Below are 12,776 nucleotides of genomic sequence, written 5' to 3'. Positions count from 1 at the left end.
CTTCGAACGAGAGACCTCACACGACGCCTGTTGGGCCGCGCGAAGGCGAGGTAGCCGTTTCAGCGACGCAGCAAACCGACCCGGTCGTAGACCTGTGCGAGGGTGTTGCCTGCGATCTCTCTCGCGCGATCGGCTCCAGCCGCGAGGACACGGTCGAGTTCGCCTTGATCCGACATGTACTCTTGCACCTTCGCGCGCAACGGCGTGACGAATTCGACCAGCGCGTCGGCCACGTCGGCTTTGAGTTCGCCGTAACCCTTACCCTCGAAGTCCTTCTCCAAGGTGACGATCGGCGTGCCGGTCAGCGAACTCAGGATCACCAACAGATTGCTGACACCGGGCTTGTGTTCCGGGTCGTAACGGATCTCGCGTTCGGTGTCGGTGACCGCGGATTTCACCTTCTTCGCGGTGACCTTCGGATCGTCGAGCAGATTGATCAGGCCCGCGTCGGTGGACGCCGACTTGCTCATCTTGGCGGTCGGATCCTGCAGGTCATAGATCTTCGCGGTGCCCTTGACGATGTGCGCTTCCGGCACGACGAACGTCTTCTTGAACCGAGTATTGAAGCGCTGAGCCAGGTTTCGGGTCAGCTCCAGATGCTGGCGCTGATCCTCGCCGACGGGCACCTGATGAGCGCGATAGAGCAGGATGTCCGCGGCCATCAGCACCGGGTAGGTGAACAGGCCGACGGTCGCGTTCTCCGCGCCCTGCTTCACCGACTTGTCCTTGAACTGCGTCATCCGGCTGGCTTCGCCGAAGCCGGTGATGCAGCTGAGCACCCAGGCCAGCTCGGCGTGCTCGGGCACCTGGCTCTGCACGAACAGGGTGGACCTCTTCGGGTCGATGCCCAGCGCGAGCAGCTGAGCGGCGGCGCCTCTGGTGCGCGCCTTCAGCTCCTTGGGGTCCTGCGGCACCGTGATCGCGTGCATGTCCGGGATGAAATACAGCGCGTCGTAATCGTCCTGCATGGTCACCCAGTACTGCAGCGCACCAAGATAGTTCCCGAGATGAAACGAGGAGCTGGTCGGCTGGATCCCGGACAGGACCCGCTGTTTGCGTTCGGCGGCCGGGGTGGGCGCAGGACTGGACATACTCCGATCTTCGCATGCTCATCAAGCCGAATTCCGCTGCACCCAGTTGCGCGGATCCACGCCCGGCATGCTCGGCCGTCCCCCGCTGACCAGTTCGTGTTCGCGCTTGGACAACAGCTTGTAGACCGGCGCGCTGGGTCCGGCGAGGGTGCCGCGCAGCACCGCGGGCACCAGCGGAAACGACACGTGCGCGGTGCGGACCGCACGCCCCAGCGCCTGATAGGCGACTTCGTCCGGCATGCCCCAGCGCATCCCGTACATCCGGCGGATGCGCGGCGGCAAGCTGCCCTGCACCAGGAGATAGAACGCGGAGGTGACCTGCTGCAAAGGCACGCCCCGCGAGTACGGGACGCGCTGCCCGGCCAGATAGGAGCCGACCAGCCGCGCCTCGTCGGTGAGGAAGGGCTCGTCGGAGGCGAGGTAGCCGTCGAAGAACGCGCGGAACTCACGATAGCTGCCCGGCGCCGCGTCCGCGGGCATGCCGAACAGCTCGCCCCAGCGCACGTAGTCCTGGTAGAGCCCCTCGCGCTCGCCATCGGTCATCGTGCGCACCAGCAGGTCGTACATCACCTCGGCCGAGTCGAAGGTGAACGCCATCGTCATGAACATCAGGTGCGGGTCGAGCGCGGCGTACCCGCTACCCGCCGGATGGCGGGCTCCGGCGTCCTCCGGCAGCGCGCCACGTACCTTGACGTGCCTTTTCCTGGTGAACGACAGTGCGCGGTCGGCTTCGGCCTTGCTGCCGAGGAACACGGCCTCGAACAGGTGCCCGGTCAGCGCGAGCCGGGTGTACGGCGTCGTCCGATGCTCGGTGTTCTCCGCGGTGCCGACGTAGAGCAGCGGGTGCACCGCGCCGATCACCAGCGCGCGCAAGCCATAGGTCAGACCCACCGCACGCTTGCTCATCACCCGTCGAACCATCGAGTGGTCACTGAAATAGCCGGGCTCGGACATCGCCGCCTCCTCATCGAGAGCATCTGGCAATAGCATCCACCAGAATCGACTTTTCTGGCAATACCCTCTGCCAGAATGTTGCGGTGTCGGCACACTCGGTCGGGCTTCGCTCGGGAAGACGACCACCGCGGCGGAGGCCCGTAGAGGCGTGCGGGCAGGTACGACGGATGCCGTAAGAGGCGGAATGGCCGCCGACCGAGGCGCTGCGGTCCGGCGACCTGTAAGAATCGAAGTGTGACGGCGCAACGAACATACGGAGGCATCTCCGCTGCGGAGCGCCGGGCACAGCGGCGCGCGGCGTTGCTGGAGGCGGCGCTGGAAATCATCGGCACGGAGGGGTTGTCGAAACTGACCGTGTCGGGACTGTGCGCGCGGGCCGGCCTCAACGAGCGCTACTACTACGAGAACTTCGACAGCCGCGACGCCGTGCTCACCGCCCTGATCGACGGGATCGCCGAGGAACTCGCCGCGGCCATCCTCACGGCCGTGCGCACCGCCGCGCCGGACACCCGCGCGACCGCACACGCCGCGATCACCGCTGGCGTGCACCTGCTCACCGACGACCCGCGCAAGGCCCAAGCCGCCCTGATCGCGGGCATGGCGACGCCGGAACTGCGCGCCCGCACCACCGAGACGGTGCGAGCGTTCGCGCGGATGGTGGCCGCCGAAGGCACCGACTTCTACCGGATGCCCGACTCGGCTCCGGCCCCGGCGATCGACTTCCGCGCCCTGTATCTGGTCGGAGGGCTGGTGCAGACGCTGACCGCCTGGCTCCAAGGCGACCTCGACCTCACGCGCGACGAACTGATCGAGCACACGGTTGACGTGTTCGTCCTGCTCGGCGAGGACTTGGCGGCCAAACTGCGCTGACCGCCCTGGTCACATGCGCAGGGAAACGTCTTCGAGGTCGGGGGCGTCGCCCTGCAGGACCACCCGGAAGAGCACGTCCCGTCGCGACCAGTAGGCCGCGCAGTCGCGCATGGCCTCGGCGAACCAGTCGCGCTCGATCGGCTCGTCGGCGAGCAGTCCGGCCGACTCGCGTACCACGGCGACGTATCCAGCCCCTTCACCGAGGAAATCGTCCAGGTCACGCAGACATTCGTCGAACGCGTCCTTGTTCTCGCCGAAGTAGTAGGGGAACTGGAACGCGGCCGCGAACTCGTCGAACAGGCGGGCGGTGGTGGGCATCTTGGCGCCGCGGACCTCGCGCACCAGGTAGCCCGATGGCGCCTTGTCTCGCACCCCGCTGAACTCGGCGGCATCGACCGCGAGGGTGCCGAAGGTGACGCGCGGCGGGGCCAGCTCGGCGCCCGGCGGCGCGTCCTCGGCGTCGGGCCGGGCAAGGAACTGCGACAACGTGACCGTCTTTGTCATCAGCGCATCCTCGTGAAGGTCTTGTAATGGTCGCCGGTGTACCAGGCCGAGCCGTCGCTGCCGGTAACGATGCGTTCGGCGTCGCGGGACCGACCGGGCTGTTTGGGATTGACGTCCCATTCCTGATAGGTGATCGGCTTACCCGAGCCGTCGGTGGCGGGCAGATCGCCGCCGCGATTCATCCACCGCTCACCGCCTTTGGTGCCCGGGGCGTTCGCCGAGCCGGGCCACCGGCCCGCGTCGATCTCCCGCAGTGTGGCGTACGCCCGCTCCGGGACGCCGACGGCCTGGGTGACCGGCGACGCGGTCTCCCCAGCGCGCGGTGCGGCGGTCGGCGTGACGGTGCTCGCCGCGACGGTGGTCGACCGACTCGTCTGCGTGGATGAGTCACCGCTGTCGTACAGCGCGAACACCGCGACGATCAGCACCGCCGCGACCGCGCCGAGCACGCCCAGGCCGCGCTTGATCGACCACCCGTTCATCGGTACTGCACCGTGACGGGCGCGTGGTCGGACCACCGCTGGTCATAGGCAGCGGCGCGTTCGACCACCGCCTCCTTGGCCCGGGTGGACAGATCGCCCCGCGCGAGTTGATAGTCGACGCGCCATCGGATCGACTCGGTTCTACGAACCCTAGAACCACCCTGGAACAGGGAAGGAACCGGAATGCAGACCCCGTTACGCGCCTTGCTGGCGGCGCGGCTATCCGTCATGACTGACGAATCTACGTCACCTGTCCGGCAGTTAGAGCACGGACGCAGCGCCGTGCAAGCTCGGGGGTGGACTGAAGCCGAGGTAGCAACCGACCTCGATGTGTCCGCTACCAAGTACTCACCGTTCGATCGGCCGGAGCTAGGCAACTGGCTGAAGAACCGGCACCACGAATTCGACGTGATTGTGGTGCGGAGACTCGACCGGTTGGTGCGGTCGTCTAAGACGCGTTCTTGGTCGGGCTACGTACCGGTGCCCCCAGATCGGACTCTGGGGGTTCCGGCGTCTCAATTTCCCTCCGGGCTCACTCGTCCGGTGTGTACTCGGCGTACTGCCCCGACTTGGGCAAGGTGGCTGCGGCCAGCTCCCGTGCAGCTTGAACCAGTGCGGCTATGGCCCGGTGCTCCGGACCGAGGTACCGGCCCGCTTCCTCTGTGATCTGTTGGAGCTGGTCGCGCAGCCGCACCGAGGTTTCCTTGTCGAGTGCGCCGGGGGGTTCCGTGCTGGACATGCCGCTCCTCTGGTCAGAACCGGTTGGGGCACTTGGAGGGCGGTACCTCCACCGTGCCGGATGCGGTGTTATAGGTGAACTGGTTCCCCTGAATCTTGCCGCGTATACCGACGCTGACGCGCCACTTCCCGGCGTAGCACGCGGCCGACACCGTGTAGGAGTGTCCACCGCCCCGGAACGGCGGTGGAATCGTGGAATCGGTTCGGGTAGAGGCAATCTCCCACCGGCCGCCCTCCTCGTGCTGCAATGCCAAGACGACTACGTGTTCGTCCGGCGGGACATCACACGCGGCAATACCGTCCCCCGTGATCTGGGGCGGTAGCACTGTCGGCACCGAGTGCGTGAACTCGAAACCGCAACTGCGAGCAGCGCGGGCCATGCCGGTAGCCGCTGGACTCATGCCGATCAGCACGGCCACAGCGATAAGCCCAATGATGGTTTTCAACGGTTTTCCCCCGATTTCGATGTCAGTCCGGACATAACTCGCTCTAGAAGATCGGGCGTTGGAGGCTCCCACTCGTCAAAGTTGGAGAGAAGAAACAGACCCAATCTCGTACCGGAATCGCGATCCGGAAGATCCTCGCCAGTCATCTACATACCGCCCTGCTGACGCGTATCTTCACGTTCGATCCGTTCCCGCCTCTCTTCCGGTATCCGCTGAGGCCAGAACACCACCGCGAAGAACGCGACCAGCGGAACAGCGAACGCTACGAACAACCCCATCAGGCGGGCTCCGTCTCGTCGTCCACCAAACCGAGTCGTTCCGCTTCACCAGGGCCGAACGCCCGAGCGTCGTTACACGACTGCCGGGGGTGGTGGAACTCGACATACACGCCCGGCTCTGCGTCGTCGGTGTCATTCCACCGTTCGAACACACCACCAGGGAACGGGTAAAGCTTTGTACCCCTGCGTTGTTGGTCTCCGTCTGCGGTCATTTCAACCCCTGTAGTAGGCCAGTGGTAGGCACCCCGTGACCGGCTCGCAGCACATGTCACGGGGGCCAGCTCCGACGCTACGAAGCACCTACCGAGCCGGTCCACGATCGTGCTCAATCGTGCACGAATCGAATATATCCAGTGCGTACCCAGCATCCTTGAGCCACAATCGGTTTCGTACGTGCAATCTCGTGCAAGACGCGATCTGGAGGTACACCGATGCCGTTACGTTTCCTAGGCAAAGGCGGAAGCACCAACAACGGGTGCCCTACCTTGCTGGCGAACGACCCCGGCGGGTATGTCGTCCAAGCATGGAAGACAGACCGGGCCGACACCGTCGAGTTGCCACACCTGCTACTCGGTTTCCTGGAACCGGATACGTTCATCGGTGCGACGTTGACCGACACCGGCCGGGGAACATTCCGGCTCACCGGTCGGCCGGTCACCGAACCGGAACTACTCGCACAGCTCGACATTGTCGACGACGAAACCGCTATCGAGGTTCCGAAGCTAGAAAGGACGTTCTACGGTGCAGCTAGTGCCCGATGAAGGGTTCCCGGACCTACTCCGGACCTGCAAGCGGGAAGCGTTTCACCTCGAAGTGCTCGACTCGTACGCCGAACCGAACGAGCATGAGCCGTTCCGGCGATTCCTGGCAGACGAGCCGGATGACTACGCATGGTTCCAGCCGTGGACCGAGCTGATACAGGAGACGACCAGCCGGGGCGTAGCGGTCACACGGGTACGAATCGTCACCGAACCGCACACCGACTACACCCGGTTCGCACTTGCCGTGGCAGCGCTCAACGTACGGGCAGGCGAAGACATTCGGTATCTGCCCCGGCATCATGCCGGGGAAGTCCCTTCGGATGACTATTGGCTACTTGATGACGAAACAGTGGTCTTCTCAGCGTTCGGGGAGTCCGGAGGCTGGTCCGGTGCGGTAACCACCGACCCGCACATTGCCGCGTACTGTCGCGGGCTCCGAGCCCGGTTCTGGTCTCTCGCCACTCCGTTTCCGGAGTACGTCACACAGTGACCGGTTCAGTTGACCAGCAGCGCGAATATCTCGGGGCACAACTCCGGGGTATTCGTGTTGCTGCTGGGTTGTCCGGTGCTGAGTTGGCACGCCGTAGCGGATGGGACCCTAGCAAGGTCTCAAAGATCGAGTACGGACGGATACGGCCGTCTTTAGAGGACATTTCGGCGTACTGCCGACACTGCAACGCGGGTGGCCAACTAGCAGACCTCCACGCGGCGCGGCAGAGCATAGATACCGCGTACCTCGAATGGCGGAAGATTCTCGGTACCGGAACCAAGCGCAGACAGCAAGCGTCGATCAAGTGGGAATCCGAAGCTCGGATCATCCGATCGTTTGAACCGGTCTTGGTTCCCGGTCTTCTACAGACCGCCGACTACGCGGCGGGCATCCTGCGGAAGGTGATCGAGTTCCAGCAGATTCCGAACGATCTGGACGCGGGGGTATCCAAGCGGATGCAGCGGCAACAAGTCTTGTATCAGCGGGATCACTTGTTCCACTTCGTCATTGGTGAACAAGCGTTGTACACCACCGTTGGCGACGGTCAGACGATGGTCGGCCAGCTCGACCGGCTCTTAGCTGTCCAAGGTATGCCACGTGTGACGCTCGGAATCGTGCCGATACTGGCAGCGTTCGAGACGGCTACCACGTCGTTTCTGATGTTCGATTCGAGCCGTGTCCTGGTCGAGAACATCACAGCAGAGCTGTCGATCACTCAGCCGCGAGAGATAGCGGTGTATCACCGGACGTTCGATGTTCTGGCCGGTCAGTCCGTGACCGGTGAAGCAGCACGGGAGCTGATCCGCAAGGCGCTGGACGCCCGTAAGCCCCGACCGTGACCGTGACCGCGCAGCGGGTATTCGCTGGTCAGGAGTTCGGGAACCTTCTCCGCAAACTTCACCGTGACCGGAGCATGGTCAGACCAACGCTCGGCGTATGTCGCTGCACGCTCCACCCGTGCCGACACAGCGCGGGATGCGATACCCCCTCTTGCGTAAACCGCGTCGATGCGCCAGCCGCTGTCGTTGTCGAACGCTCGACCTCGGTAGGACCACCAGCTGTACGGGCCGTCGACCCCGGGATGCAGGCCGCGCACCACGTCGACGTATCCCGCCGCCAGGAGTTCATCGATCCACGCTCGCTCCTGCGGGAGGAACCCGGCCGATTTCAGGTTGCCCTTCCAGTTCTTCAGATCACGCTCGGTATGCGCGATGTTCCAGTCCCCCGCGACCACGAAATCCCCGGTTCGCGCGGTGAGGTAGGCGCCGAGTTCGGCCATGAAGCGATACTTCTCGTCCTGGCGCACGGTGCCCGCGTCACCGGAGTGCACATAGACGCTCGCCACGGTGAGATCGTCGAAGTCGGCCTCGAGATAGCGCCCCGCGGCCGCGAATTCAGTGCTGCCGAAACCTATTCGCACAGCCTTCGGCGCCTTCCGGGACAGGATGCCGACTCCGGCCCGTCCTTTGGACTCCGGCTCGGCGTGCCATAGCTGCCATCCCGCGTCGAGCGCGGGCGCCAATGCGGCCCTGACCTGTTCGTCGGTGGCGCGGGTCTCCTGCACGCAAACGATGTCGGCCTCGGTGGCCGCGAGCCAGGCCAGCAGGCCCTTGCCCGCGGCCGCGCGGACACCGTTCACGTTCACTGTCGAGATATACGGCACTCCACGACCGTACAATGCTGGTCTGATGAAGTCCCCCGGACACCGCCGTCCAGGAAGGGGTGATGACGATGTCGTCTGACGCCTCCCAGTCCTCCGCCGCCGCTCGCGGCTCCACTCGGGCAGACCAGCCCCAGCCGATCAAGGCATTACATCTCGGTTCCGGCGACCCCCTGCTGTTGCTGCACGGATTCATGATGTCGCCGCACTCCTGGGAACAGACCGCGGCGCGGCTGTCGACGCACTGCGAGGTGTTCGCGCCCGCGTTCGCCGGCCACTGGGGCGGCGCACCCGCCGACGGCCGGTCCATCGACGTGTACGCGCTCGCCGACCAGATCTGCGATCAGCTCGACGAATTGGGCTGGCGCACCTGCCATATCGCGGGCAACTCGCTCGGCGGTCGGGTCGGCGTGGAACTCGCCCGCCGCGGACGTGCCCGCACATTGACGCTCATCGCACCGACAGGCGGCTGGCACGCGCCGTCGCTGACCCAATGGCGGATCAAGCTGAAATTCCTCTCCCTGGTGCCGCTGGTCGAAATCGGCAAACGCCTGGGCGGATTCGCGATCGGCAATCCACTCGCCCGGCGCATCGCACTGCTCGCGCTGACCAAGCACGCCGCAGCGGTGTCCCGGCGCGACGCTGCCGCCGCCCTCGCCGCCGCACTGCACTGCCCGGCGATGATCCCGATGATTCTCGGCGCGTTGCGAGCGCCGGAACAAGAGGACCTGTCCACCCTGCGGACGCCGGTCCGGCTGTTGCTGTCGGAGTACGACCGGGTCATCCCCAACCGCGTCTACGCGCGCCGCTACCTGAAGGAACTCCCCGAATCCGCCGACCGCATCCTGGTCAACGGCGTCGGTCACGTACCGATGCTGGAAGCGCCCGACCGCATCGCCACCCTGATCGCCGAGCACGTGTACGCCAGCAGCGCCTTCGGCGCTGCGTGTTCGCGGCCCCCTTGGGGCTCGCGTCCGAGCGACCGCCGCTGGCGACTTCGTCGCGGCCGCGGCGGCCACTCGGACGCGAGCCGGGCCGCGAACGGACGATGCTCGGTCTCGCTTCGCTCGAAACCGGGAGTCGAGCTGGAGTGGGGGCGTGGGGCGGTGGTCGCACGACCCGAGGTTCCGCGCCACATGGTGGCCGGATGGGGCGACCACGCCGCGGTTCGCCGGTGTCGTAGCACGCCGAGGAATGCCGACACCGACTTCGTCGCGGACACGGCCGCTCGGACCCGTGCCGGTCCCGGGAGGGCATCGCCCGGGCGCGCTTCGCTCGTAGCCGGAACTGGGACGTCGGGTTCGCTGCGTCTCAGGAAACTACTGCGAGAGAAGACCTTTCGCGATGTGCGTCACCTGGATCTCGTTGCTGCCCGCGTAGATCATCAGGGACTTCGCGTCGCGCGCGAGCTGCTCCACGCGGTACTCGGTCATATAGCCGTTGCCGCCGAAGAGCTGAACCGCTTCCATCGCGACCTCCGTGGCCGCCTCGGAGGCGTACAGCTTCATCGCCGACGCCTCGGCCAGCGTCGGCGGTTTGCCGGCCCGGCCTCGCTCCAGGGTGTTGAACACCATGTTCTGCACGTTGATCCGCGCGATCTCCATCTTCGCCAGCTTCAGCTGGACCAGCTGGAATCGTCCGATCTCCTGCCCCCAGAGCTTGCGGTTCTTGGCGTAGTCCACGCACAGCCGATGGCACTCGTTGATGATGCCCAACGCCATGAAGGCGACGCCGATGCGCTCGGCGGTGAAGCTGGAGCGGGCGCTTTCGCGTCCGTCGCCGCCCTTGTGCTCCTCGGTCTCGCCGAGCAGCCGGTCCCGGCCGACACGCACGTTGTCGAAGAAGAGCTCACCGGTCGGGGAGGCGTGCAGGCCCATCTTCTTGAACGGCTTGCCCTGGGTGAGCCCCGGCATGCCCTTGTCCAGCACGAAGGTGAGCACCTTGCGGTCGCGCTTGTCGCCGCTCGCTCCGTCGTCGAGCTTCGCGTAGACGATCATCACGTCGGCGTAGGGGCCGTTGGTGATGAAGGTCTTCTGACCGTTGAGCAGGTAGTCCTCGCCGTCGCGCTTGACGTAGGTCTTCATGCCACCGAAAGCGTCGGACCCGGAATCCGGTTCGGTGATCGCCCACGACGCGACCTTGCGCATCGTGACGATGTCCTCCAGCCAGCGCTGCTTCTGCGCGAGCGTGCCCCGGGACATGATCGTGGTCGCGCCGAGACCGATACTCACACCCAGCGCAGTGACCAAGCCCATGCACACCCCGGACAGTTCCCCGATCAGCACCGCCATCAGCGATTCCTGTCCGGCGAACGGGCTGCCGCCGGATGCCTTCTCCTTCTTCTCCGGCTTCGGCTCCCCTGCGGCCGCGGCGGCCTCCCGCGCCGCCTGCTTGGCGAGCATCTTCTGCACCGCCTCGCCGCCCAGCGCGTCGATACCGAACTCGCGAAACAGCTTCCGGATGATCGGGTACGGCGGCAGTTCACCGCTGTCGAGCGCGTCGAGGTTGGGGCGGATCTCCTTGTCGATGAATGCCCGGACGGCGTCGCGGATCATCACATCGGTTTCGGACCATTCGAACATCGTCGTTCTCCTCACGTTCCCCGAGATCAGGGCAGCCGGGTGGCGATGTCGTCGATCAGCCAGGGACCCTCGGTCTCGATGGTCTTCACATCGTGCCAACCGGCCAGCTCGGAGATCGCGCCGCCCTGCACCGCGAATACCTTGCCGGTGATCGGGCAGGTCTCGGCGGCCAGATAGGCGACCAGCGGGGCGATATTGGCCGGGGCGAAGGCATCGAACTCGCCCTCGGACGCTTCCGCCTCCGCCGCGAGCATCTCGCCCATGCCGGGAGTGGCAAGGGTGAGCCGGGTGCGCGCGATCGGAGCGATCGCGTTCACCCGTACGCCGTAACGCCCCAGTTCCTCGGCGGCCACCAGGGTCAGCGCCGCGATCCCCGCCTTCGCCGCGCCGTAGTTGGCCTGGCCCGCGTTCGGCAGGGTGGTGCCCGACGCCGAAGCGGTGTTGATCACCGCGGCCTTGGGCTGGTTGCCCGCCTTGGACCGCTGCTTCCAGTACGCCGCGGCGTGGTGCAGCACCGCCGCGTGTCCCTTGAGGTGCGCGGCGATCACGGCGTCCCACTGCGCCTCGTCCATGCCCGCGATGAAGGCGTCGCGCAGAATGCCCGCGTTGTTGACCACGACGTCGAGGCCGCCGAACTCGGTGACCGCCTGTTCGACGAGCTTCCGCGCGCCGTCCCAGGTCGCGACGTCGTCGGAGTTGGCCACCGCCTTGCCGCCCGCGGCGACGATCTCGCGCACCACCTCCTGGGCGGGACCTGGGTCGGTCCCCTCTCCCGCATTGCTACCGCCGAGATCGTTGACGACCACCGCGGCCCCCTCCCTCGCGAACAGCAGTGCGTGCTCGCGGCCGATGCCGCGGCCCGCGCCGGTGATGACGGCGACCCGTCCAGCCAGTGCGCCCATGTTGTCTCCTGAAGTTCCGCCGAATCCGGCGTCTTGTGGAAAGGTGCGGCGCAACCGCGCCGCCGCACCGGGATCAGTCGGCGATCTCCGCCAGTCCGTCGCTGAGCACGACGTCGTCGCCGCGCACGGTCTCGAAGGCGTAGCGGGTGACGCCGTCGGCCGAACCGGCCTTCCAGATGCGGGTCTCCAGGTCGTCGCCGGGGAAGACCAGCTTGGCGAAGCGCACCGCGAATCGCCTGAGCCGGTGCACATCCGAGTCCGCGACCTCGGTGAGCACCGCCCAGGACGCGAACGCCATGGTGCACAACCCGTGCGCGATGATGCCGGGCAGTCCGGCGTCCTCGGCGACTTGCTCGTCCAGGTGCAGCGGCACCGGATCGCCGGAAGCCGGTGCGTAGCGGAAGGTCTGGTCGTCATCGACGTGCTGCGCCACCACCACGACCGGCGCCTGCTCACGTAGGCGTTCGTCGAACTTGTGCGCAGGAGCGGCCTCGCCCACCGTCCTACCCGCGTCGATATTGCGGAAGAACGCGGTCAGGTACTGCTCGTTGACCGGTTCGCCCGCCTCGGTGCGGCATTCGATGCGGATGGTGATCGTGGTCCCGTTGGGGCGGCTGGTGTAGCCGATCGCCTTGGCGCGCGACACCAGCAGGTCGCCGGGCCGGATCGCGCGGTGGAAGTGGAAGTCTTGCTCCCCGTGCACCACCCGGCCGAAGATGTCCATCGGGGCGACATCGATGACCGGCATCATCATGGCCTCGAAAACCGGGACGATGGCGAAGACCGGCCCCGCCACCGTTCCGGCCAGATGCGCGGCGATCGGATCGTTGGTCGCGGCGGCGTACTGCGCGACGCGCTCGGCGGTGACCTCGAAACGTTCCTCGTCGCACCAGGATTCCAGACCGCTGTCATCGAACTCGACCACACGGGCCGCGGCCGTATCGGAACGGGCCTGACCGCTCATGCCGTGTCCGTCTCCGGCATGAGCGGGGCCCTGCGTGGTCACGCTCCGCTGCCG

General features: G+C 66.1%; 13 protein-coding genes and 4 pseudogenes. 6 read left to right on the top strand and 11 right to left on the bottom strand.

Annotated elements, in window-relative coordinates:
* Positions 1 to 59: 59 nt before the first annotated feature.
* Together trpS and M8859_RS10295 are read right to left on the bottom strand one after the other, a co-directional pair.
* Entirely contained in the window at positions 60 to 1,091 is a 1,032-nt protein-coding gene (trpS, locus tag M8859_RS10300) for a tryptophan--tRNA ligase (RefSeq protein WP_195139529.1), read from the bottom strand.
* 21 nt (positions 1,092 to 1,112) lie between these two features.
* Positions 1,113 to 2,045 carry an oxygenase MpaB family protein gene (locus M8859_RS10295; protein ID WP_159923100.1) on the bottom strand — a complete coding sequence of 311 codons (933 nt, stop codon included), beginning with the start codon at positions 2,043 to 2,045 and terminating at the stop codon, positions 1,113 to 1,115.
* Positions 2,046 to 2,279: 234 nt separating this feature from the next.
* On the opposite strand from M8859_RS10295, the gene M8859_RS10290 reads away from it, so the two are divergent.
* Complete coding sequence (locus tag M8859_RS10290; RefSeq protein ID WP_159923098.1) at positions 2,280 to 2,915, top strand: TetR/AcrR family transcriptional regulator; 636 nt, start codon at positions 2,280 to 2,282, stop codon at positions 2,913 to 2,915.
* Positions 2,916 to 2,924: 9 nt separating this feature from the next.
* Here M8859_RS10290 and M8859_RS10285 read toward each other — a convergent pair whose 3' ends face one another.
* The 3 genes and pseudogenes from M8859_RS10285 to M8859_RS10275 form a co-directional block, all read right to left on the bottom strand.
* A complete protein-coding gene (locus M8859_RS10285; protein ID WP_195071641.1) occupies positions 2,925 to 3,419 on the bottom strand; it encodes a barstar family protein in 495 nt (164 codons plus the stop codon).
* Positions 3,419 to 3,901, bottom strand: coding sequence for a guanyl-specific ribonuclease (locus tag M8859_RS10280; protein WP_159923095.1), 483 nt, complete (start codon positions 3,899 to 3,901; stop codon positions 3,419 to 3,421). Before M8859_RS10280 ends, M8859_RS10285 begins: the two co-directional genes overlap by 1 nt.
* Positions 3,898 to 4,026 (bottom strand): annotated as a pseudogene (locus M8859_RS10275) (exodeoxyribonuclease III); the annotation flags it as partial. The pseudogene M8859_RS10275 and the gene M8859_RS10280, both read right to left, overlap by 4 nt.
* 58 nt (positions 4,027 to 4,084) lie before the next feature.
* Here M8859_RS10275 and M8859_RS10270 point away from each other — a divergent pair.
* A pseudogene (locus M8859_RS10270) lies at positions 4,085 to 4,291 on the top strand (recombinase family protein); the annotation flags it as partial.
* Between the two features lie 142 nt (positions 4,292 to 4,433).
* Here M8859_RS10270 and M8859_RS10265 read toward each other — a convergent pair.
* Together M8859_RS10265 and M8859_RS10260 are read right to left on the bottom strand one after the other, a co-directional pair.
* Positions 4,434 to 4,640, bottom strand: coding sequence for a hypothetical protein (locus M8859_RS10265; RefSeq protein ID WP_201295202.1), 207 nt, complete (start codon positions 4,638 to 4,640; stop codon positions 4,434 to 4,436).
* A gap of 13 nt (positions 4,641 to 4,653) precedes the next feature.
* Positions 4,654 to 5,085, bottom strand: a complete 432-nt coding sequence (locus M8859_RS10260) for a hypothetical protein (RefSeq protein ID WP_159923091.1) — start codon at positions 5,083 to 5,085, stop codon at positions 4,654 to 4,656.
* Positions 5,086 to 5,794: 709 nt separating this feature from the next.
* On the opposite strand from M8859_RS10260, the gene M8859_RS10255 reads away from it, so the two are divergent.
* Genes M8859_RS10255 through M8859_RS10245 form a run of 3 tightly spaced genes read left to right on the top strand, consistent with a single transcriptional unit; the run spans position 5,795 to position 7,453 of the window.
* A complete protein-coding gene (locus M8859_RS10255; protein ID WP_249644141.1) occupies positions 5,795 to 6,124 on the top strand; it encodes a hypothetical protein in 330 nt (109 codons plus the stop codon).
* Complete coding sequence (locus M8859_RS10250; RefSeq protein ID WP_223518644.1) at positions 6,114 to 6,614, top strand: DUF6879 family protein; 501 nt, start codon at positions 6,114 to 6,116, stop codon at positions 6,612 to 6,614. The genes M8859_RS10255 and M8859_RS10250 overlap by 11 nt, the downstream gene beginning before the upstream one ends.
* The gene (locus tag M8859_RS10245; protein ID WP_159923087.1) at positions 6,611 to 7,453 is read left to right on the top strand and encodes a helix-turn-helix domain-containing protein; all 843 of its coding nucleotides are present in this window, start codon (positions 6,611 to 6,613) and stop codon (positions 7,451 to 7,453) included. The genes M8859_RS10250 and M8859_RS10245 overlap by 4 nt, the downstream gene beginning before the upstream one ends.
* Before the next feature lie 53 nt (positions 7,454 to 7,506).
* On the opposite strand, the pseudogene M8859_RS10240 reads toward M8859_RS10245, so the two are convergent.
* Positions 7,507 to 8,292 (bottom strand): annotated as a pseudogene (locus M8859_RS10240) (exodeoxyribonuclease III); the annotation flags it as partial.
* Positions 8,293 to 8,339: 47 nt separating this feature from the next.
* Between M8859_RS10240 and ephH the strand changes: the two are divergent.
* Positions 8,340 to 9,143 (top strand): annotated as a pseudogene (gene ephH / locus M8859_RS37930) (epoxide hydrolase EphH); the annotation flags it as partial.
* Positions 9,144 to 9,593: 450 nt separating this feature from the next.
* Here the strand turns inward: ephH and M8859_RS10230 are convergent.
* From M8859_RS10230 to M8859_RS10220, 3 genes are all read right to left on the bottom strand, one after another.
* On the bottom strand, positions 9,594 to 10,856 hold the full coding sequence (locus tag M8859_RS10230; RefSeq protein WP_159923081.1) for an acyl-CoA dehydrogenase family protein: 1,263 nt from the start codon (positions 10,854 to 10,856) through the stop codon (positions 9,594 to 9,596).
* Positions 10,857 to 10,882: 26 nt separating this feature from the next.
* A complete protein-coding gene (locus M8859_RS10225) occupies positions 10,883 to 11,758 on the bottom strand; it encodes an SDR family oxidoreductase (protein WP_195071226.1) in 876 nt (291 codons plus the stop codon).
* A gap of 73 nt (positions 11,759 to 11,831) precedes the next feature.
* Positions 11,832 to 12,722, bottom strand: coding sequence for a MaoC/PaaZ C-terminal domain-containing protein (locus M8859_RS10220; RefSeq protein WP_159923206.1), 891 nt, complete (start codon positions 12,720 to 12,722; stop codon positions 11,832 to 11,834).
* Positions 12,723 to 12,776: the final 54 nt, after the last annotated feature.

The sequence above is a fragment of the Nocardia sputi genome (assembly GCF_023501985.1).
This window is presented reverse-complemented; position numbering and strand designations above follow the sequence as displayed.

Coding starts and splice junctions, on each gene's coding strand:
- trpS (WP_195139529.1), bottom strand. CDS start 1,091: ATGTCCAGTCCTGCGCCCACCCCGGCCGCCGAACGCAAACAGCGGGTC.
- M8859_RS10295 (WP_159923100.1), bottom strand. CDS start 2,045: ATGTCCGAGCCCGGCTATTTCAGTGACCACTCGATGGTTCGACGGGTG.
- M8859_RS10285 (WP_195071641.1), bottom strand. CDS start 3,419: ATGACAAAGACGGTCACGTTGTCGCAGTTCCTTGCCCGGCCCGACGCC.
- M8859_RS10280 (WP_159923095.1), bottom strand. CDS start 3,901: ATGAACGGGTGGTCGATCAAGCGCGGCCTGGGCGTGCTCGGCGCGGTC.
- M8859_RS10265 (WP_201295202.1), bottom strand. CDS start 4,640: ATGTCCAGCACGGAACCCCCCGGCGCACTCGACAAGGAAACCTCGGTG.
- M8859_RS10255 (WP_249644141.1), top strand. CDS start 5,795: ATGCCGTTACGTTTCCTAGGCAAAGGCGGAAGCACCAACAACGGGTGC.
- M8859_RS10230 (WP_159923081.1), bottom strand. CDS start 10,856: ATGTTCGAATGGTCCGAAACCGATGTGATGATCCGCGACGCCGTCCGG.
- M8859_RS10225 (WP_195071226.1), bottom strand. CDS start 11,758: ATGGGCGCACTGGCTGGACGGGTCGCCGTCATCACCGGCGCGGGCCGC.
- M8859_RS10220 (WP_159923206.1), bottom strand. CDS start 12,722: ATGAGCGGTCAGGCCCGTTCCGATACGGCCGCGGCCCGTGTGGTCGAG.